Below are 19,299 nucleotides of genomic sequence, written 5' to 3'. Positions count from 1 at the left end.
GGCCGCGCTCTTCGATAGCTCCATTCCATGCATTTTCTCGACCAGGCCAAGATCTTCATCCGCTCCGGCGCGGGCGGGCCCGGTGCGGTCAGCTTCCGGCGCGAGAAGTACGTGCAGTATGGCGGCCCCGATGGCGGCGACGGCGGCAAGGGCGGCGACATCATTTTCGAGGCGGTAACCGGCCTCAACACCCTGATCGACTTCCGCTACACCCAGCACTTCCGCGCTCCCCGCGGCGGTGGCGGTGCGGGCAAGAACCGCACCGGCGCGGCGGGCGACGATCTCGTCATCAAGGTCCCCGTCGGCACGCAGGTGATCGATGGCGAGGACGGCGAGACGGTGCTGCTCGATCTTACCGAACCCGGCCAGCGCGAAGTCCTGCTGCGCGGCGGCGACGGCGGGCGCGGCAACCTGTCCTACAAGACCTCGACCAACCGCGCCCCGCGCCAGTTCGGCCCCGGCTGGCCGGCGCAGGAAATGTACGTCTGGCTGCGGCTCAAGCTCTTGGCGGATGTCGGCCTTGTCGGCCTGCCCAATGCGGGCAAGTCCACCTTCATCAACCAGATCACCAACACCAAGGCCAAGGTGGGAGACTACGCCTTCACCACCTTGCGCCCGCAGCTCGGCGTGGTGCGCCATCGCAACCGCGAATTCGTGCTGGCGGACATCCCCGGCCTGATCGCCGGCGCCGCCGAAGGAGCCGGGGTGGGCGACCGCTTCCTCGGCCATATCGAGCGCTGCCGCGTGCTGATCCACCTGATCGACATCAATGGTACGGATCCCGCCGAAGCGCTGCATATCGTGCAGGACGAACTCGAAGCCTATGGTGGCGGACTGGATGAGAAGCCGCGCCTGATCGCGCTCAACAAGATCGACACGGTCGACGCCGAACTCGTCAGCGCCTTCCGCGCCGAACTGCGCGCCGCGGGCGCGCGCCGCGTGTTCCCGATTTCCGGCGCCACCGGCAAGGGCATGAACGCCTTGCTCGATGCCGTGCTCGAACACCTCCCTGCCGCCACTGCCACCGAACGCCCGGATGGCGAGGTCGAGGACATCGAAGACCAGAAGCCCTGGTCGCCGATCTGAGGAGCGCAAGCCCTACGCACCCATCTTCGTCATGGCGAGGAGCGCAGCGACGATGCAATCCAGAGCGGTGATGCGTGGGGCCCTGGATTGCTTCGCTACGCTCGCAATGACGAACCAAGCGGGCTTCCCGCGCCGCAGCATTTCCCCTAAGCGGCTCGCACCATGTCGATTGAACGCCTTGCCCAGCTGACGGATGCCGCCGAGACCCCGCGCCTTGTGCTCAAGGTCGGCTCGGCGTTGCTGGTCGGCAAGGATGGCGAGCCGCGCCGGGCCTGGCTCACCCTGCTGGTGGCGGAAATCGCCGCCGCCCGGGGACGCGGTCAGGATGTCATCGTCGTGTCCTCCGGCGCGATTGCACTGGGCGCCCGCAAGCTTGGCCTCGCGCGCGGCGGCAGGGGCAGCCTTGCCGATGCGCAGGCCGCCGCTGCCGTCGGCCAGATCGCGCTTGCAGGGCTCTGGGCCGAACTGCTGGCCGCACATGGGCTGATCGCCGCGCAGGTTCTGCTCACGCTCGAAGACCTCGAGGATCGCCGCCGCTATCTCAACGTCACCGCCACGCTGGGCACTTTGCTGGCGTCTGGTGCGGTACCGGTGATCAACGAGAACGACACCGTCGCCACCGAGGAAATCCGCTTCGGCGACAACGACCGCCTTGCCGCCCGCGTCGGCCAAGCGGCGGGGGCGAGCGCGGTGCTGCTGCTCTCCGATATCGACGGCCTCTACGACCGCGATCCCCGCCTCGAAGGCGCGGTGCGCATTCCGGTGGTGCGCGGCGTCACGCCGGAGATCCATGCCATGGCGACGGGTGGTTCCTCTTCCGGCCTCGGCTCGGGCGGCATGACCTCCAAGTTGCAGGCTGCCGAGATCGCGGGCCTTGCCGGCATCGCGCTTGCGATCATCGATGGCCGCCCCGAAAGCCCCATAGCCGCCGCACTCGGCGCGGAACGCGGCACGCTGTTCTGCCCGCCCCAAAGATCCAGGCGCAAGGCGCGCGCACGCAAGGCGTGGCTTGGCGGCAAGCTGCGCATGAAGGGCGCGGTCGCGGTCGATGCCGGTGCCGCCGCAGCCCTCGCACGCGGCTCGAGCCTGCTCGCGGCGGGCGTCACCGCGGTGGAAGGCAGCTTCCTGCGCGGCGATGCCATTGCCGTGCTCGGCCCGGACGGCACCGTCCTCGCGCGCGGCCTCAGCGAGTATGACGCGGCGGAATGTGCGGCGCTGATGGGCCATCCTTCCGCCGAGCATGAAGCGCTGCTCGGCTATGCCCCGCGCTCGGCGCTGATCCACCGCGACCAGCTGGTGATGCTGTGAGCGACGGTCAGCTCGTCGCGGTCACGGGTGCGACCGGTTTCGTCGGGCAGGCCGTCCTCATGGCCGCAGGACGCCAGCAGATCGAGGTTCGCGCACTCACCCGGCGCAAACAGCGCCTGCGCGGCGGGGTCGAATGGATCGACGGTGATCTTGGCGACAAGGCTGCCCTCAAACGCCTGATGGAAGGCGCCAGCGTGGTGATACACATCGCCGGTGTGGTCAACGCGCCCGATCCTGCCGGCTTCGAGGAAGGCAATGTCCAGGGCACCCTGCGCGTGATCGAGGCGGCGCACGCAATCGGCGTTGGCCGCATGATCCACGTCTCCTCCCTCGCCGCGCGCGAGCCGCAGCTGTCGGTCTACGGCGCCTCCAAGCTGCGCGGCGAACGGCTGGTGCGTGCCTCCGGGCTTGATTGGACGGTGGTGCGCCCGCCTGCCGTGTTCGGCCCGCGCGATACCGAGATGCTCGAGCTGTTCCGCCTCGCCCGTCGCGGCGTCGTGCCGCTGCCGCCACCGGGACGCCTTTCGGTGATCCATGTCGCCGATCTTGCCGCTCTGCTGCTCGCGCTGCTCCCCAGCAGCGAGGAGACCACGCATCAGGTGTTCGAACCCGACGACGGCGAACCCGGCGGCTGGACCCATGTCAGCCTTGCCCACGCCATCGGCGCCGCCGTGCGCGAGAAGCCGATCCGCCCGTTCTCGCTCTCCCCAGGGGTGGTCAAGCTTGCCGCGCGTGCCGACCGCATGGTGCGCGGCAAGAAGGCCAAGCTGACGCCCGACCGCGCCAGCTATATCTGCCATCCGGACTGGACGGTGAGCGAGGGCGCGCAGCCGCCTGCATCGCTCTGGCGCCCACGCATCGATACGCGCGAGGGGCTCCACGCCACCGCCGCGTGGTATCGTGAGGCGGGCTGGCTGAAATAGCGGCTCAGGCCGGCTCGACCAAACCCGCCAGCCGCGCCGCGACCATCCCCTGCAGCGGCAGCCGCGCCTTCATCCGCACCGCGAGCAGCGCCGTGCCGCTGACCTTCCTCTGCACGAACAGCGTATCCATCGGTGGCAGGTGCCAGGTGTCGCGGTCCTGCGCCACCGGCTCGCCGAAATCGCGCAGTTTCGCCACGAAGCTGCGGTCGGCAAAATCGAAGATATCGTCCTTGTTCACATGCTCGAGGATCACCCCGATCACGCCCTCGAACGCCTTGCCGTGGCGCGCCATCTGCTCTTCGGAGGCGAAGCCCACTTCGCAGATGCGCTGCTTCAGTTCCGCCGGATCGCCATTGAGGCCCGCCTGCATCATCCGCGCATAGGCGGCGCGGGTCTCATCGGGAACCGCGCGCGCCGCGCCGAAATCGAGCAGCACCACGCGCCCCGTATCGGGCTGCCAACGATAGTTCGCGAAGTTCGGATCGGTCTGCATGAAGCCGAACACGAACAGTTCGCGTAGCACCAGATCGAGCATCGCGCCCATCACCCGGTCGCGCACGTCCTGCGGCGCTTCGGCCAGCGTGTCGATCGGGCGCGAGGCGATGAAGTCCATCGTCAGCACGCTCGGCCCGGTCAGCTCCTCGACCGGCGCGGGGACCACGAACTGCTCCTCGCCCGCGAGCATCGCGCCATAGCGGCGCATCTGCTCGGCCTCGCGCAAGTAGTCGGCTTCCTCGTGCAACTGGCGCTTGGCCTCGACCAGCAGCGGCGAAATATCAAGCGTCTTGGGCAGCAGGCCCGAAACCCTCAGCAGCGTCGCGACATTGTCGATATCGGCGTCGATGCTGGCGGCGATGCCCGGATACTGCACTTTCACCGCCACCGTGCGCCCATCGTGAAGGACCGCGCGGTGGACCTGCCCGATGGAAGCCGCCGCAATCGGCGTCGCCTCGAAGCGGGCGAACTTGCGCCGCCAGTCCGGCCCCCAGCTGGCCGCGAGCACGGTCTGCAACTGCTTGGGCGGCATGAAGTGCGCGGCATCGCGCAGCCGCGCCAGAATGGCCGTCAGCTCTGCCGGAAGCAGATCGCCGGCATCGAGCGAGATCATCTGCCCCAGCTTCATCGCCGCCCCGCGCAGCCGCGAAAGCTGCTCGGTCACGCGCGTGGCGTTGGCGGGGGTGAGCAGCAGATCGGCCATCTGCGGCCGCTCCCCGCGTGCGATCCGCTTGGCCCCTTCCGCGATCACTCCGCCCGCGACGCCGCCAGCCAGCTGGCCGAACGCCGAAAAGCGGCCGAGGCGGCTGGTGGGAACTTTCCGGTAGCGGTCTTCGCTCAACGCATGATCCTCTGAAGGGCAGGACGAACCCGCAGAAACCGCACATAGGCCCATTCGAGCGCCGAGAGCACTACGGGAATGCGCGCCAGCACGCCAAGCGGACGCAGCAGCGGGATCGCCCGCCACATGGCCGCAAAAGCCGCCGCGCCATCGAGCAGCACGCCATCCTCGCGCGCATGGAGCCGCGCCAGCAGCAGCGCGCGGTCACGCGGGCAGACGGCGCTATCATCGCTCACATCGACAAATTCGATCCGCCGCGCCCGGTCCAGCCGCCGCATCAGCGCAATCTCGCGCGTGCAGAGCGGGCAGGCGCCGTCATACCAGACGGTGAGGGGGGCAGGGGACATGCCATGCGCCTAGGCCTTGGGGCGAGGGCGCGGCAAGGTGCTCATTGGTGAGGGGAAATCCGGCTCACCAGTCATGTGCACCTTCATTCGTCATTTCTTCGCTACGCTCGCAATGACGATGGTTTGGGCGATCTTTGACCCAACCCCAAGCCCGCTCATGTTGAGCTTGTCGAAGCATCACACACGGCGGTCGCGCCAGCACCCTTCGACAGGCTCAGGGTGAGCGGAGTTGGGTTGGAGTAAGATCAACACCAATCCGTTCGTGTCGAGGGGCTCGACACGAACGGGCGTGGTGGCGGGCCAGCGCCTCAGAACGCCGGATCATACCCCGGCGGCAGCTCGCCATCCGTCGCGCTGCTGTCTGGCGAACCGGGTACATGGATGCCGCATTCCACCTTGTCCCAGCCCTTCCAGCGGCCCGAGCGCGGGTCTTCGCCCGGCGCGACCTTGCTGGTGCAGGGGGCGCAGCCGATGGAAGGGTAGCCCTGCGCTACCAGCGGATGGCGCGGCAGATCGTGGCGGACCATGTAGGCCTCAAGGTCTTCCGAACTCCACGAGGCGAGCGGATTGAACTTCAGGCGCCCTTCGGCATCGGTCCGGTCGATTTCGAAGCGCGGCAACCCGCTGCGGGTGGCCGACTGGAAGCCCTTGCGCCCGCTGATCGAGGCATCGAACGCCAGCAGCGCGCGTGCCAGCGGCTGCACCTTGCGGATCTCGCAGCAGCCGTCCGGGTCCCACGACCAGCGCAGGCCGTTCTCGTCCTTCTTGGCGACAAGCTCCATGTCCGGCTCGACGATCAGCCGGTTCGTCAGGCCCAGATGCGCCACCAGCTGGTCGCGATAGGCAATCGTTTCCGGGAAATGCTTGTGCGTTTCGAGGAAGATCACCGGGATCGTCTTGTCGACCTCGGCAATCAGATGGAGCAGCACCGCGCTTTCCGCGCCGAAGCTGGAGACGACCGCGACTTCGCCGATCAGCTTGTCCTTGAGGACGCTGCGCAGCATCTCGGGCGTGTCGGTGCCGCGGAACAGGTTGTTGAGCCGGATCGCGTCACTTTCGGTGAAGCGCGGTCCGGTGTCGATCCGGTCTGCGGTTCTGGTGGTGTTATCGGCCATGGCGAAGCGCCCAGATGGGCGAGCGGCCGTCCACCGTCTTCTGATAGACCTCGGGCCAGGTCGCGAGCGCCTTGTCCGCGGCGTCCGGCGTGATCGGCTTGTCGGGCGCGAAGGCATCGAAGCCGCAGCGGCGCATGTGGCTCAATTGGTCGATCAGCACATCGCCCACCGCGCGCAGTTCGCCGGCATAGCCATGCTCGCGCAGGATGCGGGCGGCGGAATAGCCGCGGCCGTCGCCGTAGCTCGGGAAGTTGATCTCGATCAGCGCGATGCGGTCGAGCGCGGGCAGCAGCGCACGCGCGTCGTCGCCGGGTTCGATGCGGACGGCAGTCGCGTTGCCCTGCACGGCAAAGGCGTCGACCGTCACCGCCGGATCCCCCACGGGCTCGTCGTCGCGGTAACGCAGGCAGTGCTCAACCATAGATCGCCTCCTTGAACGGAGCCATGCCGAGGCGGCGGTAGGTATCGAGGAAGCGTTCCCCCTCCGCGCGCTGGGCGAGATAGACGTTCGTCACGGTCTCGATCGCATCGACGATGCCGTCCTCGCTGAAGCCGGGGCCAACGATCTGGGCGAGCGAAGTATCCGCCGCTTCCGAACCGCCGAGCAGCAGCTGGTAGTTCTCGGTGCCCTTCCGGTCGACGCCCAGAATGCCGATGTTGCCGGCATGGTGGTGCCCGCAGGCATTGATGCAGCCCGAAATCTTGAGCTTAAGCTCACCTAGCGCGCGCTGGCGTTCCGGCTCGGCGAACCGGGCCGAGATCTTCTGCGCCAGCGGGATCGAGCGCGCATTGGCGAGGCTGCAGTAATCGAGCCCCGGGCAGGCGATGATATCGCCGATGAGGTCAAGGTTCGCGGTCGCGAGACCCGCCGCATCGAGCTTTTGCCACAGCGCGTAGAGGTCGCTCTGCTTCACATGCGGCAGCACGATGTTCTGGGTGTGGGTCACCCGCAGTTCGTCAAGGCTGTAGACTTCGGCGAGGTCAGCCATCAGCCGGATCTGGTCCGCCGTGGCGTCGCCCGGAATGCCGCCAGCCGGCTTCAGGCTGATGACGACCGCCCTGTAGCCCGCCTGCTTGTGCGGCGTGGTGTTCTGGTCAGCCCAGACCGCGAAGTCCGGATCGCTGCGGTCATAGCCATCGGCGAGCCCGCTTTCGAGGCCGGGATCGGCAAAGAACGCGGCAATTCTCTCGAACTCGGCCTGCGGCGGCTCCAGTCCCAGGGTGAGGATATGCGCGAACTCTTCCTCCACCTGCCGACGGTATTCGTCCGCGCCGATCTCGTGGACGAGGATCTTGATCCGCGCCTTGTACTTGTTGTCGCGGCGGCCGTAGCGGTTGTAGACGCGAAGGCACGCTTCGGCGTAGCTCACCATCTGCAGCGCGGGCACGAACTCGCGGATAACCGGCGCGATCATCGGGGTGCGGCCCATGCCGCCGCCCACATAGAAGCGCGCGCCGATCTCGCCCGCATCGTTCTTCACGATCTGGATGCCGATATCGTGCAGGCGCATCGCTGCGCGGTCGGTGTCGGACGCGATCACCGCGATCTTGAACTTGCGCGGCAGGTAATCGAACTCCGGATGGAAGCTCGACCACTGGCGCAGCAGTTCGGCATAAGGGCGCGGATCGACCACTTCGTCTGCCGCTGCCCCGGCGAAGTGATCCGAGCTGATGTTGCGGATGCAGTTGCCGCTGGTCTGGATGGCATGCATCTCCACCGTCGCGAGATCGGCAAGGATCTGCGGCGCGTCTTCCAGCTTGATCCAGTTGTACTGGATGTTCTGGCGTGTGGTGAAATGGCCATAGCCGCGGTCATACTTGTCGGCGATGTCGCCCAGCATGCGCATCTGGCGGCCATTGAGCGTGCCATAGGGAATGGCGACGCGCAGCATGTAGGCGTGCAGCTGCAGATAGAGCCCGTTCTTCAGCCGCAGCGGCTTGAACTGGTCCTCGGTGATTTCGCCCGCCATGCGGCGCGCCACCTGGCCGCGGAATTCCTCGACGCGCGCATCGACCATGGCCTGGTCGTATTGGTCGTACTGGTACATGTCAGATCACCCAGTTGCCGCTGTGCGGATCGGAAGGTTGCAGCGCGAGGTCGGGACGGACGGTGGGGCCCAGCGCGCGGATGCGGTCCTTGATGTGGTCCGGGCGCACCGTGCCGTCCGCGCCCTTGGTGGCGCTGATCGCATAGCTTGCATTGACGCGGCGCGCGGCTTCCTCGGCGGCAAGGATCGTATCCGCCGCATCACCGACATCGACCGCATCATGGACATGGCGCGACCAGCCCTGGCCGTCCCACCAGACAACGTGGCCGCTGCCCAAATCATTCCCCGTCAAGATCTTCACGCAGCGCACTCCGCCAACTTCTGCAATTCCATATGCCGCTCGCGCCCGGTCACTTCGCCGATCACGATGAGGGCAGGGCTCTTCACCTTGTGCTCGGCCACCAGCGCGCCAAGCCCCGCCAGCGCCCCGCGCAGCACGCGCATCGTCGGCCGCGCGGCGTTCTCGATCACCGCCACCGGCATATCGGGCGCAAGGCCGTCGGCCATCAGCTTCTCGGCAATCGCATCGCTCGTCGCGACGCCCATGTAGATCACCAGCGTGCGGCCTACGCCCGCAAGGCCCGCCCAGTTCTGGTCGGTCAGGCCCTTGCACTGCCCCGCCACAAAGCTGACGATCGAGGCGTTCTCGCGGTGCGTCAGCGGAATCTGCGCCGCTGCAGCCGCGCCCATCGCGGCGCTTACGCCGGGCACGACCTCGACCGGCACGCCCGCCGCATAGCAGGCCTCCGCCTCCTCGCCGCCGCGCCCGAACACGAACGGATCGCCGCCCTTCAGCCGCACCACATCGTGGCCCGCCAGCGCCTCGTGCACCAGCAATGCGTTGATCTCATGCTGCTGCAAGGTATGCCGCGCCCGGCTTTTCGCGACGGAAACCAGCCGCGCGCCTGCCGGGATCATCGCCATGATCGCCGGATCGACCAGCCCGTCATGCACGACCAGCTGAGCCTCCGCGAGCAGCCGCGCCGCGCGCAAGGTCAGCAGGTCCGGATCACCGGGGCCTGCACCGACAAGGTAGACGGTGCCAAGTCTGGAAGGCGAATTGCTCATGGGCGGCAGATGGTCCTTGTACCCTGCAATCGCCAGCGAGGAAAGCTAGGGGGGCGGCTAGGTGAGCTTTAGCGGCCCTTTATGAAAAGCCCCTCCCCGTTCGGGGAGGGGTTGGGGACGGGTAACCAAGTTCGCCGTACAAGCGCCGCGCACCCCCACCCGGCCTCCCCCGACCGGGGGAGGAGCCAAAAGCCCTGTCCCATGGGCTCATCACGCCGCTGCAATGGCCTCGATCTCGACCAGCCAGTCGTCGGCCAGCGTCTGTGCCACGATGGCGGTGGTTGGAATGCGGTGCTCGCCCAATGCGGCGAGGCGGGCGGCCGCGTTGGCATCGGCATAGCTCGCGTCGCGCAGGTAGCTGGTCAGTCGTACTAGATTGTCGGTCGTCATGCCCGCGCTCGCCAGAATGGCGCGCAGATTGTTCCAGACGCAGTCCAGCTGTTCTTCGAGCGTCGGCGGTGCGGTGAAATCGGGGCGCAGGCCCATCGTTCCGCTGATGAACAGCAGGCGCTGCGGCCCGCGAACCTCGATGGCGTGAACCCAGTCGCCGCCCGTCGCATAGACTCCCTCAGTGGGATTGTGCGTGATCACTTCCATCAGGATTTCCTTGATTATCCTTTAACCACAATTGCCTGTGCATGCCGTAGCCGCTGGGTCGCGCGGGCCGGAAGGATAGATGGGGCCTCGTCAGGCGGGCAAGTTCGGATGTGTCCGATCTGCTACAGATTATCAGCGCCACGCCGAACCAGCGCCTCCGCCAGCACCCGCAGCCCATCCGAATCCCGCAAGGTGACATCCGATTGCGGCAGCGGAATGCTCACGCCGCTGTCCTTCAGCGCATGCCATGCCGCCTTCAGCACGTCGGACCGCACGTTGCCCACGCCGTTCTCGGGATCGTCGATCGAGATATAGATCAGCAACTCGATCGCGCTTGCCCCGAAGGCGCTGAACAGGATCGAGGGCGCCGGATCGCGCAGCACGCGCGGCACGGTCAGCGCGGCTTCCAGCAGCAGCTTTTCGGCAAGGTCGAGATCGCTGCCGTAAGCGACGTTCACGGGAATCGTGATCCCCACCTGCTTCGAGCTGTGCGACCAGTTCTCGACTTGCGTGGTCATCAGGATTTCGTTGGGAATCAGGATCTCGCGGTCATCACGCGTCGCCACGGTGATCGCGCGCACGCCGATGGCGCTGACGACGCCGAAGGTGCTGCCCTTGGTATCGTTCACCGCGATCACGTCGCCCGGCTTGATCGAGCGGTCCATGAGGAGGATCACGCCCGCGATCAGGTTGCCGAAAGTCTTCTGCAGGCCAAAGCCGACCGCGAGGCCGAAAGCGCCGGAAAACACGGTCAGCGTGGTGAGGTTGATCCCCACCGCATCGATGCCGACCAGCACCGCGACGGTCCACACCGTCACCGTCATCAGCTTCTCGCCGAGCGCGCGCTGCGTCGGATCGAGGCCCTTCATCGAACGCACGGCGCGCCGACCGACACGCCCCGCGATCCGCCCGAACACGATGACGAGCACGACGACCACGACCATCCACACCGCGTTGAACAGCGAGATATGGGTGCGGCCGATATCGAAACCGACGTCGTCGAGAGACCGCGCGACCTGTGCAATGCTGCGCTGCAGCTTGGTCCACTCGCTCATAGCGCCGCCCGCCACGCGGCCAGCCCGCGCGCAAGATCGGCGGTCAGGTCCGCCGTGTCCTCAAGGCCGATGGAAAGCCGCACGCCGAAGCGGTCTCCCGCCTCCAGCCCCGGCAGCGGCCAGGGGCTTGCGGTGCGGATCGGTGCGGGGTCGACCGGCGTCGCGAGGCTCTCGAACCCGCCCCACGAATAGCCGATGCCGAACAGCGCAAGCGCATCGATCAGCGCGTCGCGCGCCGCACAGGTGCCGCCCTTCAGCACGAAGCTGAACAGCCCGCACCCGCCGGTAAAGTCCCGCGCCCAGATGTCGTGCCCCGGTGAACCCGGCAGCATCGGGCAGAGCACTTTGGCGACCTCCGGCTGGGCTGCCAGCCATTCGGCAATCGCCAGCGCCGAGCCGGTTTCCTGCGCCAGCCTGAGGCCCATTGTGCGCAGCCCGCGCAGCATCAGGGCGGCGTCATCGGGCGAGACGACATTGCCCAGCCCCTGCGCGCGCAGCCGCAGCTTGCGGTACCACGCCGGCCCCGCGCTCGCGCTGCCCATCATCACATCCGAATGCCCACCGACATGCTTGGTCAGGCTCATGATCGCAATGTCCACCCCGCGCACGAGCGCCGGAAAGCCCAATGGCGAGGCCCAGGTATTGTCGAGCACCACCGTCAGCCCATGCGCCTTGGCGATGGCGGACAAGCGCGGCACATCGCAGACCTCGATGGTGAGGCTGCCCGGCACTTCCAGCAGCACCGCCTTGGTCCGCGCGCAGATCGCCGCCTCGAATGCTGCCGGGTCCGCCGGATCGAACCAGCGCGTCTCCACGCCGAAGTCCCCCAGCAGCCCGCGCCCCATCGCGCGGCTCGGCTCATAGGCGTTGTCGATCATCAGCAGCACATCGCCCGGCCGCAGCACCGTGAGCAGCGCGCCCATGATCGCTGCCACGCCGGAAGGATAGAGCACCGTGCCTTCCGCCCCCGGCTCCAGCGCGGTCAAAGCCTCGGCCAATGCCCACTGCGTCGGCGCGCCCCGCCTGCCATAATAGAACTTGCCGTCCTCGTTGGCGGGATGCGCGCGCAAGGCCGCCATATCGGGATAGAGATGCGTGCTCGCCCGGTAGACCGGCGGATTGACCACCGCGCCCGGATGATCCGCGCTGCCGGTCCATTCGGCCCGCCGCCCTGCGCCTACGAGCCGCGTGCCGATGCCAAGGCCTTCGCTGTCATGTTCCGCCATGGGAGGGTCTTAGGCTGAATTTGCGCGGAAGGGAATCCATCCCCTTTTCGCCAATGGCCCAAACCCCGCTCACCCTGAGCTTGTCGAAGGGTGCTGGTGCTGCGGTTGCGCTATATGCTTCGACAAGCTCAGCATGAGCGGGGTTGGGGGCAAATCCCGTCAGTCAAGCCCGTTGAACCAGTCGGTCGCCACGATGAATTGCTCGGCTGCAGACGGATTGTCGAATGGCCCGACCATCTTGCCATCATGGCGCGGCACCCAGGTCGATTGCTCGTCCCAATCGCTTTCCAGCAGATAGGTCTTGTCCCAAGCGAACTTGCACACGTCTGCACGGCGCTTGCCGTCAAAGCTGTAGAGTGATTTGATCACTCTGTATTTTTTGCCGAAAAGCGGGCCATGGACACTGTGCCCATTCAGCCATCTCCACAATTCGACGGGCCAAAAGCGGGCCACTGAACCTACCGCGCCGCCCCCGTTTCCTTCGGCGTTTCAGGATCCGCCCCCCATTCGCTCCAGCTGCCGTCGTAAAGCGCCACGTCGTGCTTGCCGATCAGATGCGCTGCGAAGATCAGCACGTTGGCCGTCACGCCCGAGCCGCAGCTGGTGATCAGCGGCCGGCTCAGGTCCACGCCCGCCGCATCGAACACCGCGCGAATCTCGTCCGGCGATTTCCACGTGCCATCGGGCTTGAACATCGTGGCGTAGTGCAAATTGCGAGCGCCCGGGATGTGCCCGCTGGCAAGCCCCGGCTTCACTTCCGCCACCTCGCCAGTGAAGCGCCCGGCCCCGCGCGCATCGACCACCTGCGCCGCGTGGCTATCGAGGTTCGCCAGCACATCGGCCTTGCTGCGCACGTTGCGGTCGTCGCTCCACACGGTGAAGTGGCGGTGCCGCAGCGTCTCGCGCCCTTGTGCGCAGGGGCGGCCTTCCGCCTTCCACTTGGCGATCCCGCCATCAAGCAGCGCCACATTGGTCGCGCCGAACATCGTCAGCATGAACCAGGCGCGCGTTGCGGTCTTCACCGGGCTGTCGTCGTAAAGCACGATGCGGCTGCCATCGCCGAGGCCGAGGCTCTGCATCCTGCTGGCAAAGCGTTCGGCGCTGGGGAGCATGTTGAGCCCCGGACGCTCCGGGTCGGTCAGCTCCGCAAGGTTCATGAACACCGCGCCGGGGATGTGGCACGCCTCGTATTCCAGCACCGGATCGCGGCTGTGCTCGGGCAGGAATGCGCTCGCATCGACGATGCGCAGATCACTCGCGCCCAGCTCGCTCGCGAGCCACTGGGTCGAGACCAGGGAATCCATGGGGTTTGCTCCGTCCTGCATGCGGCCCGTCTTTGCGGGGCCTTGGGGCCAATGATTAACCCTCTTGCTGCGCTGCGGCAAGGAGGAAGGGAGTGCTCCTGCCCCTCACGCCCGCTTGCCCCGCCGCGTCCGCGGGTGCAAAGGCGCGCGCAAGAAAGGACTTTGCATGACCGATATCGGCGCCACCCCGCTGCATCTGGGCCAGACCAGCAGCCTGCCCGCCTCGCCCGAGGAGGCCGTGCTCGATTACGTGCCCAATCCGCGGCAAGGCTCGCTGTTCCTCGTCCGCTTCGCCGCGCCCGAGTTTACCTCGCTCTGCCCGGTCACCGGCCAGCCCGATTTCGCGCACCTCGTGATCGATTACGCTCCGGGTGAAACCATCGTCGAATCAAAGTCCTTGAAGCTGTTCCTCGGCGCCTTCCGCAACCATGCCGGCTTCCATGAGGACGTCACCGTCGGCATCGGCCAGCGCCTGTTCACCGAAATGCAGCCCCGCTGGTTGCGCATCGGCGGCTATTGGTATCCGCGCGGCGGCATTCCCATCGACGTGTTCTGGCAGTCGGATGCGCCCCCCGCCGGACTGTGGGTGCCCGATCAGGGGGTCGCGTCCTACCGCGGCCGCGGCTGAGGTTCACAAGCCCCAGCGCTGCCCTGCCGCCTCGTCGATCCAGTGGTCGATGCGGTCATAGTCGCGCTGGATCCGCCCGACCGCGCGCCAGTCGCCTTCGGCGCATTCGTGCTGTTCCCTCCACTGCAGCCGGTCGATATCGCGCTGGATGCGCCGTGCGGTGCGGTAGTCGATCAGCCCGCGGCTGGTCTTCCAGCGCAGCTGCCGCTCCAGCCCATAGCCGCGCTGGCCCGAGCAGGCGCCGCCGAAATCGCCGCGATCCCCGCGCCAGCCGCCGCCATAGGGCTGGTTGTAGCCCCAGCCGTTGTTCCAGCCGCCGCGCCAGTCGTGCGCGCTGGCCGTGCCGGAGATCGTCGCCGCGCTGCCGAGGGCGAGCGCCGCTGCCAGAACCTTGGTCATCGTCTTCATCGTCGTGTCCCTTCACTGGTGCCGATGGTGCGGTTGTGCCTGATTCGCCGTGGCACGAGCCTGAATGCGACGTTGGCATTTGTTCAGCTTTCATCGAACTTTTCTGAACACCCCGTCGATCCCCTTGCACAGTCCGCCATCCCTGCCGAAAAGGAGGGCCGAGAGGGCGAACCGCCCCGCTGGAGAGAATGCGCATGAGCGGCGATACCGATTTCACCGGCCGGAAGGTCCTCGTCGTCGGCGGATCGAGCGGCATCGGCAACGGCATCGCCCATGCCTTCCGCACACGTGGGGCGCAGGTCCATGTCTGGGGCACCCGTGCCCGGGCAGAAGACTATGACCCCGCCGAAGGCTCGGACCTCACCGGCCTCGGCTATACCTCAGTCGACGTCGGCGATCCCGGGGCCGTCGAGGCTGCACCCATGCCCTTCGCCAGCCTCGATGTCCTTGTCCTCTGCCAGGGCACCGTCGTCTACAAGCGCGGCGAGTTCCAGCGTGCCGGGTGGGACAAGGTCATGGCGGTCAATCTCGACAGCCTGATGCACTGCGCGATGAAGTTCCGCGCCATGCTGGCCGAAGCCAAGGGCAGCATTGTCACCGTCAGCTCGGTCGCCGCATGGGGCGCCAATATCGGCAACCCGGCCTATGCCGCGTCCAAGGCCGGTGCCGTCAGCCTCACCCGCACACTCGGCAATGCCTTCGCGGGCGAAGGTATCCGCGTCAACGGCATCGCCCCGGGCCTCGTCGCCACCAAGCTCACCAAGGTCACCACCGACCACCCCGAACGCCTCGCCGGTTCGATCGCCCGCATCCCGCAGGGCCGTCTCGGCACGCCCGAGGACATGGCCGGCGCGGTCCTGTTCCTCGCCTCGCCGCTCGCCAGCTACGTCACCGGGCAGACGCTCATCGTCGATGGAGGGCTCTCGCTGTGAAGTCATATCTTTCCTGCGCCCGCACCCTCCCCACGCCGCTCACCCTGAGCCTGTCGAAGGGTGCTGCCTGCGCGCGCAGTGCGGGCATGCTTCGACAAGCTCAGCATGAGCGAGGATGGGAGTGGCAGGAGACGAGCAGTTCACCGAAAGGGTCCCGCCCATGAAGGCTCTCCGCTACTACGGCGCGCGCGACGTGCGCTATGAAAGCATGGACGATCCTGCGCCCCAGTCCGATGGCGATGCCGTCGTCCGCGTCACCGCCTGCTCGATTTGCGGCTCCGATCTCCACATCTACCACGGCCACGGCTTCTCCAAGGATGTGGGCTTCTGCGTCGGCCACGAGGCGGTGGGCGAGATCGTCGAGATCGGCAAGGGCGTGCAGCGCCACAAGGTGGGCGACAAGGTGATGATCCCCGCCGCCGTCGGTTGCGGCCGCTGCCGCTCGTGCCTTGCGGGCGTGGTCAACACCTGCGAGTTCGGCATGGGCGCATGCTACGGCCTCTCCGCCGCGCTGCAGGGCTCGCAGGCCGAAGCCGTGCGCGTCCCCGCCGCCGATGCCAACGCCGTCGCCATCCCCGAAGGCGTCAGCGAGGAACAGGCGCTGATGATGACCGACGCGCTCGCCACCGCCTGGTACGGCGTGCGCAATGCGGATGTCGTCCCCGGCGCGTCGGTCGCGGTGATCGGCCTCGGCCCGATCGGCCTCATGGCGGTAGACAGCGCGATGGTGATGGGCGCGCACGTCGTCTACGCCATCGATCCCATCCCCGAACGCCGCGCCATCGCCGAAGCCAACGGCGCCATCGCGCTCCACCCGGACGAAGCGCTCGAACGCATCAAGGCTGACGGCAAGGGGAAGAAGCTCGATTGCGTGGTCGAAGTCGTCGGCAGCGACGCCACGGTCGATTTCGCCCTGCGCCTCGTCCGCCCGCGCGGCACTGTCTCGGTCATCGGCGTCCAGCAATCCCGCCGCTTCGCCTTCCCCTTGGAACGCGCCTTCGCCGCCGGCCTCACCTTCCGCACCGGCACCTGCTCGGTGCCGGAGGAACTGCCTGCGCTGTTCCCGCTGGTCCGCTCGGGCCGCCTGAAGCCCGAACGCTACGTGAGCCACCGCATGCCGCTGAGCGCAGGCGCGGAGGCTTATCGGTTGTTCGAAGCGCGCGAGGCGGGTGCGCTGAAGATGGTGCTCACGCCGGATTGAGTAACCGCCACACCACTTCCCGTTCGTGTCGAGCGAAGTCGAGACACCAAGCGCCGCGCATTGTGTCTCGACTTCGGGTCTTTGACCCGAAGTTTATCCCGAGCTTTTCGAGGGGCTCGACACGAACGGGAGGGGCAAATTAGACTACCAGAAAACCGCTCATGCTGAGCTTGTCGAAGCATCATCCGTCTCGGTCCGCCGCCACAGGATAAACACTGCATTGGCAGTCGAACCCATGGCCTTGATCATTTCCGCTTCATCGAACCCGGGCAACGTCATCAGATAGTTGACCACGTCCCTCTCACCATCGATCCCTTGCGGAAATGCGCCCGCCAGCGCGTTGTCCGGCCCAAACAGAATCCACCACACGTCATCGCCCCAAGGGCCGCTGTCGTTGGTCTCGATGATGACGGACGAAATGTCGTCCTTTGCGATCGAACGGACATCGCCCTTGATATCGTGAATCGTGATGGTTTCTGCATCAATGGTGGCGGCCCATTCACTTTTTGGCGCGCGCTCGCGGCGAAATCTTTTCAGCCATCCGAACATGTGTACCTACCCCGCCACCACCAGCTCCACCCCCGCCGCCTTCACCATCGCTGCATGCTCCGGCGCGATCCCTGCGTCCGTCACCAGCACGTCCACCTCGTCCAGCCCGCAGACGATGGTGCCGGACCCGGAGGCGAACTTCGCCGAATCCACCAGCAGGATCACCTGCTCCGCCCGGTCGATCAGCCGCCGTTCCGCCGCCACCAGCACCACATCCTGCTGCATCACGCCCTGCGGCCCCACCGCAGCCGCGCCCATGAACAGCTTGGGCGCATGGAAGCGCGGCATCGATTCCTCACCCGCCGCGGCCAGAATGATGTTCTGCTCGCGAAACACCGTGCCCGATGGCACCAGAATGCGCGTCCCCGCCTGGGGCAGCAGCGCGTTCACGATATGGAGCGAATTGGTCAGCACCTGCAGGCCGAGGCCAGCGAGGTGCGGGCACATCTGCAAGGTCGTCGTGCCGCCGTCGATCATCACGCCTTCGCCCGGCTCGCAGCGCAAGGCCGCCGCCGCGCCGATGGCGCGCTTGGCCGCCATGTTTCGGTTGATCGATTGGTCGAACGGCGTGCCCGCCAATTGCAGCACCGGCGCGCGCGGTCCTTCGACCAGCTTCGCCCCGCCGTGCACCCGCACGATGGCCCCGGCATCCTCCAGCCGCGCCAGATCGCGCCGGATCGTCGCGGGCGAGGCCTCGAGCGTTGCCTCCAGCTCGCGATAGGTGACGAAGCCGGTGCCCTGCATCGCCTCGACGATCACCTTTTCGCGTTCCGCCGCGTGCACCGATGCCTCCGTGATTACATGCAATCAAAAACCGTCATGCCGCTCGGTCTCGAGTTGTTCAAGGCTTTTGCCCTCGTTGCGCGGTGCCCACACGAAGCCGATCACCCCGGAGATCATGAGAAAGCCGGTCAGGATCAGCGCCAGCGTGGTAAAGCCCGTCGCGGTCAGCAGCGGCACGAACACGCTGAACACGCCAAGGCTCACCCGCACGATGGCAAAGCAGATCCCCTGCGCGGTCGAGCGCAGCATGGTCGGAAACATCTCCGCGCTCCACAGCTGGAAAAAGCTCTGCGCGCCGAACCCGCCGCCGAACTGCAGCAGGAACACATGCAGCAGCGCCACCGGGATCGTCAGCGGGAAGACCGCGAGCAGCGCCATGCCGACGACCTGAACCACCGCCGAAATCGCAAACAGCGTCCGCTGGTTCACCCGGTCCGCGAGTTGCATGAACACCAGCCCGATCGAGGCCATGCCGATGGCAAACGAAAGCGCCTGGATCGCCACCGCCTGCGCCTGCGTCGCCGCGCCCACCGTGCGCAGGATATAGGGGAAGAAGAACCCGTTGGTGCCCGCCCACAGGTTCCAGAAGCCATACATGCCAACCAGCCCAAGGATCGAGGCGAGGTGCTTGCCCTTCAGCAGCGAGGAAATCGGCGGTCGTTTCGCGCCTGAAGCTTTGGCTTCCTCCCACCGCGCCGATTCCGCCATGCGCGAGCGCAGGAAGGTCAGCGCAATCGCGATCACCAGCAGGTGCCCGAACACGATCCGCGCGCCCAGTTCGCCCAGCGAGGTGAGCGCCAAACTCATCAGCAGCACCACGACCGGCCCGAGATACCACAGCACTTGCGCCATCCCCGAATGCCGCGCGCGCTGCCCCTCCGGCGCGCCCTCCGCAATCAGCGACCACGAGGCGGGAATATCCGCGCCCACCGCCAGCCCGACAATCAGGAACCCCGCAATGATCATCCACGGCGCGACAGCAAAGACCAGCAGCGCCATGCCCGCCGCATAGAGCAGCATGTCCCACTGGTAGATCGTCTTGCGCCCCAGCCGGTCGCACAGGATGCCGCCGACCAGCGCGCCGATCCCCGCGCCGATGGCATTGGGCCCAAACGCCCCGATCAGCCCCAGAAACCCCGGCGAAAGCTGGTAATGCTCCTGCCACAGCGCCAGCGCCACCGACCCCGCCACGATCGAGCCCGCATCGATATAGTTGGCGAGCCCCGCAAGGATCGTGTCGCGCCAGTGGTGCGAAGGTGACGTCAACTATTCTCTCCCCCTGATACCAAAAACCTCGTCGGCCCGTGCTTGACACGGGGCTTGGCTGGCCTTGGCCGCCCAGAAAAGCCCAGGCCCGTGTCAAGCACGGGCCGACGAGACCGGGG

At 66.8% G+C, this 19,299-nt stretch carries 22 protein-coding genes; 6 read left to right on the top strand and 16 right to left on the bottom strand.

Annotation, left to right across the window (positions count from 1 at the left end; translation table 11 throughout):
* Positions 1-27 precede the first annotated feature (27 nt).
* The 3 genes from obgE (at position 28) to NDB2M1_RS03250 (ending at position 3,317) form a co-directional block, all read left to right on the top strand.
* Positions 28-1,086, top strand: a complete 1,059-nt coding sequence (gene obgE, locus NDB2M1_RS03260) for a GTPase ObgE (RefSeq protein WP_072379459.1) — start codon at positions 28-30, stop codon at positions 1,084-1,086.
* 162 nt (positions 1,087-1,248) lie between these two features.
* On the top strand, positions 1,249-2,394 hold the full coding sequence (gene proB, locus NDB2M1_RS03255) for a glutamate 5-kinase (RefSeq protein ID WP_072379457.1): 1,146 nt from the start codon (positions 1,249-1,251) through the stop codon (positions 2,392-2,394).
* Positions 2,391-3,317 carry an NAD-dependent epimerase/dehydratase family protein gene (locus NDB2M1_RS03250; RefSeq protein WP_072379455.1) on the top strand — a complete coding sequence of 309 codons (927 nt, stop codon included), beginning with the start codon at positions 2,391-2,393 and terminating at the stop codon, positions 3,315-3,317. Before proB ends, NDB2M1_RS03250 begins: the two co-directional genes overlap by 4 nt.
* A 4-nt stretch (positions 3,318-3,321) precedes the next feature.
* Here NDB2M1_RS03250 and NDB2M1_RS03245 read toward each other — a convergent pair whose 3' ends face one another.
* The 12 genes from NDB2M1_RS03245 to sseA all read right to left on the bottom strand — a co-directional run bounded on the left by NDB2M1_RS03245 (position 3,322) and on the right by sseA (position 13,413).
* On the bottom strand, positions 3,322-4,653 hold the full coding sequence (locus NDB2M1_RS03245; protein WP_072379453.1) for an ABC1 kinase family protein: 1,332 nt from the start codon (positions 4,651-4,653) through the stop codon (positions 3,322-3,324).
* Positions 4,650-5,000, bottom strand: coding sequence for a thiol-disulfide oxidoreductase DCC family protein (locus NDB2M1_RS03240; RefSeq protein ID WP_072379451.1), 351 nt, complete (start codon positions 4,998-5,000; stop codon positions 4,650-4,652). The genes NDB2M1_RS03245 and NDB2M1_RS03240 overlap by 4 nt, the downstream gene beginning before the upstream one ends.
* Before the next feature lie 308 nt (positions 5,001-5,308).
* On the bottom strand, positions 5,309-6,115 hold the full coding sequence (locus NDB2M1_RS03235; protein WP_072379449.1) for a phosphoadenylyl-sulfate reductase: 807 nt from the start codon (positions 6,113-6,115) through the stop codon (positions 5,309-5,311).
* Positions 6,105-6,536: a DUF934 domain-containing protein gene (locus tag NDB2M1_RS03230; protein WP_072379447.1), complete on the bottom strand. Its 432-nt coding sequence runs from the start codon at positions 6,534-6,536 to the stop codon at positions 6,105-6,107. The genes NDB2M1_RS03235 and NDB2M1_RS03230 overlap by 11 nt, the downstream gene beginning before the upstream one ends.
* A complete protein-coding gene (locus NDB2M1_RS03225) occupies positions 6,529-8,163 on the bottom strand; it encodes a nitrite/sulfite reductase (protein ID WP_072379445.1) in 1,635 nt (544 codons plus the stop codon). The genes NDB2M1_RS03230 and NDB2M1_RS03225 overlap by 8 nt, the downstream gene beginning before the upstream one ends.
* Position 8,164: 1 nt before the next feature.
* Positions 8,165-8,464, bottom strand: coding sequence for a DUF2849 domain-containing protein (locus NDB2M1_RS03220; protein WP_072380082.1), 300 nt, complete (start codon positions 8,462-8,464; stop codon positions 8,165-8,167).
* Positions 8,461-9,231, bottom strand: a complete 771-nt coding sequence (cobA, locus tag NDB2M1_RS03215) for a uroporphyrinogen-III C-methyltransferase (RefSeq protein ID WP_072379443.1) — start codon at positions 9,229-9,231, stop codon at positions 8,461-8,463. The genes NDB2M1_RS03220 and cobA overlap by 4 nt, the downstream gene beginning before the upstream one ends.
* Before the next feature lie 210 nt (positions 9,232-9,441).
* A complete protein-coding gene (locus NDB2M1_RS03210) occupies positions 9,442-9,828 on the bottom strand; it encodes a RidA family protein (RefSeq protein ID WP_072379441.1) in 387 nt (128 codons plus the stop codon).
* Between the two features lie 122 nt (positions 9,829-9,950).
* Positions 9,951-10,883 (bottom strand): mechanosensitive ion channel family protein, encoded by a 933-nt coding sequence (locus NDB2M1_RS03205; RefSeq protein WP_072379439.1) that lies wholly within the window; start codon positions 10,881-10,883, stop codon positions 9,951-9,953.
* Positions 10,880-12,109, bottom strand: a complete 1,230-nt coding sequence (gene metC / locus NDB2M1_RS03200; protein ID WP_072379437.1) for a cystathionine beta-lyase — start codon at positions 12,107-12,109, stop codon at positions 10,880-10,882. The genes NDB2M1_RS03205 and metC overlap by 4 nt, the downstream gene beginning before the upstream one ends.
* A 159-nt stretch (positions 12,110-12,268) precedes the next feature.
* On the bottom strand, positions 12,269-12,478 hold the full coding sequence (locus tag NDB2M1_RS03195) for a hypothetical protein (RefSeq protein WP_054120521.1): 210 nt from the start codon (positions 12,476-12,478) through the stop codon (positions 12,269-12,271).
* An 89-nt stretch (positions 12,479-12,567) separates the two neighbouring features.
* A complete protein-coding gene (sseA, locus tag NDB2M1_RS03190) occupies positions 12,568-13,413 on the bottom strand; it encodes a 3-mercaptopyruvate sulfurtransferase (RefSeq protein WP_054120520.1) in 846 nt (281 codons plus the stop codon).
* A 166-nt stretch (positions 13,414-13,579) separates the two neighbouring features.
* On the opposite strand from sseA, the gene queF reads away from it, so the two are divergent.
* Positions 13,580-14,041: a preQ(1) synthase gene (gene queF / locus NDB2M1_RS03185; RefSeq protein WP_054120519.1), complete on the top strand. Its 462-nt coding sequence runs from the start codon at positions 13,580-13,582 to the stop codon at positions 14,039-14,041.
* Between the two features lie 3 nt (positions 14,042-14,044).
* On the opposite strand, the gene NDB2M1_RS03180 is transcribed toward queF, so the two are convergent.
* Complete coding sequence (locus tag NDB2M1_RS03180) at positions 14,045-14,449, bottom strand: hypothetical protein (protein WP_083554620.1); 405 nt, start codon at positions 14,447-14,449, stop codon at positions 14,045-14,047.
* A gap of 194 nt (positions 14,450-14,643) precedes the next feature.
* On the opposite strand from NDB2M1_RS03180, the gene NDB2M1_RS03175 reads away from it, so the two are divergent.
* Entirely contained in the window at positions 14,644-15,381 is a 738-nt protein-coding gene (locus NDB2M1_RS03175; protein WP_054120517.1) for an SDR family NAD(P)-dependent oxidoreductase, read from the top strand.
* Positions 15,382-15,541: 160 nt separating this feature from the next.
* Complete coding sequence (locus NDB2M1_RS03170; RefSeq protein WP_072380078.1) at positions 15,542-16,582, top strand: alcohol dehydrogenase family protein; 1,041 nt, start codon at positions 15,542-15,544, stop codon at positions 16,580-16,582.
* 159 nt (positions 16,583-16,741) lie between these two features.
* Here NDB2M1_RS03170 and NDB2M1_RS03165 read toward each other — a convergent pair whose 3' ends face one another.
* Genes NDB2M1_RS03165 through NDB2M1_RS03155 form a run of 3 tightly spaced genes read right to left on the bottom strand, consistent with a single transcriptional unit; the run spans position 16,742 to position 19,180 of the window.
* On the bottom strand, positions 16,742-17,131 hold the full coding sequence (locus tag NDB2M1_RS03165) for a hypothetical protein (RefSeq protein WP_072379434.1): 390 nt from the start codon (positions 17,129-17,131) through the stop codon (positions 16,742-16,744).
* 6 nt (positions 17,132-17,137) lie between these two features.
* Complete coding sequence (locus NDB2M1_RS03160) at positions 17,138-17,914, bottom strand: DeoR/GlpR family DNA-binding transcription regulator (RefSeq protein ID WP_072380076.1); 777 nt, start codon at positions 17,912-17,914, stop codon at positions 17,138-17,140.
* 24 nt (positions 17,915-17,938) lie between these two features.
* Complete coding sequence (locus tag NDB2M1_RS03155; protein ID WP_072379432.1) at positions 17,939-19,180, bottom strand: MFS transporter; 1,242 nt, start codon at positions 19,178-19,180, stop codon at positions 17,939-17,941.
* Between the last annotated feature and the right edge of the window lie 119 nt (positions 19,181-19,299).

The sequence above is a fragment of the Novosphingobium sp. NDB2Meth1 genome (assembly GCF_900117425.1).
Lineage (GTDB): Bacteria > Pseudomonadota > Alphaproteobacteria > Sphingomonadales > Sphingomonadaceae > Novosphingobium.
The sequence above is the reverse complement of the archived record's forward strand: the minus strand, read 5'-3'. Positions and strand labels throughout refer to the sequence as shown.

Coding starts and splice junctions, on each gene's coding strand:
- NDB2M1_RS03210 (WP_072379441.1), bottom strand. CDS start 9,828: ATGGAAGTGATCACGCACAATCCCACTGAGGGAGTCTATGCGACGGGC.
- NDB2M1_RS03170 (WP_072380078.1), top strand. CDS start 15,542: ATGAAGGCTCTCCGCTACTACGGCGCGCGCGACGTGCGCTATGAAAGC.
- NDB2M1_RS03240 (WP_072379451.1), bottom strand. CDS start 5,000: ATGTCCCCTGCCCCCCTCACCGTCTGGTATGACGGCGCCTGCCCGCTC.
- NDB2M1_RS03175 (WP_054120517.1), top strand. CDS start 14,644: ATGAGCGGCGATACCGATTTCACCGGCCGGAAGGTCCTCGTCGTCGGC.
- NDB2M1_RS03225 (WP_072379445.1), bottom strand. CDS start 8,163: ATGTACCAGTACGACCAATACGACCAGGCCATGGTCGATGCGCGCGTC.
- cobA (WP_072379443.1), bottom strand. CDS start 9,231: ATGAGCAATTCGCCTTCCAGACTTGGCACCGTCTACCTTGTCGGTGCA.
- NDB2M1_RS03165 (WP_072379434.1), bottom strand. CDS start 17,131: ATGTTCGGATGGCTGAAAAGATTTCGCCGCGAGCGCGCGCCAAAAAGT.
- NDB2M1_RS03230 (WP_072379447.1), bottom strand. CDS start 6,536: ATGGTTGAGCACTGCCTGCGTTACCGCGACGACGAGCCCGTGGGGGAT.
- NDB2M1_RS03180 (WP_083554620.1), bottom strand. CDS start 14,449: ATGAAGACGATGACCAAGGTTCTGGCAGCGGCGCTCGCCCTCGGCAGC.
- NDB2M1_RS03205 (WP_072379439.1), bottom strand. CDS start 10,883: ATGAGCGAGTGGACCAAGCTGCAGCGCAGCATTGCACAGGTCGCGCGG.
- metC (WP_072379437.1), bottom strand. CDS start 12,109: ATGGCGGAACATGACAGCGAAGGCCTTGGCATCGGCACGCGGCTCGTA.
- NDB2M1_RS03235 (WP_072379449.1), bottom strand. CDS start 6,115: ATGGCCGATAACACCACCAGAACCGCAGACCGGATCGACACCGGACCG.
- queF (WP_054120519.1), top strand. CDS start 13,580: ATGACCGATATCGGCGCCACCCCGCTGCATCTGGGCCAGACCAGCAGC.
- sseA (WP_054120520.1), bottom strand. CDS start 13,413: ATGGATTCCCTGGTCTCGACCCAGTGGCTCGCGAGCGAGCTGGGCGCG.
- obgE (WP_072379459.1), top strand. CDS start 28: ATGCATTTTCTCGACCAGGCCAAGATCTTCATCCGCTCCGGCGCGGGC.
- proB (WP_072379457.1), top strand. CDS start 1,249: ATGTCGATTGAACGCCTTGCCCAGCTGACGGATGCCGCCGAGACCCCG.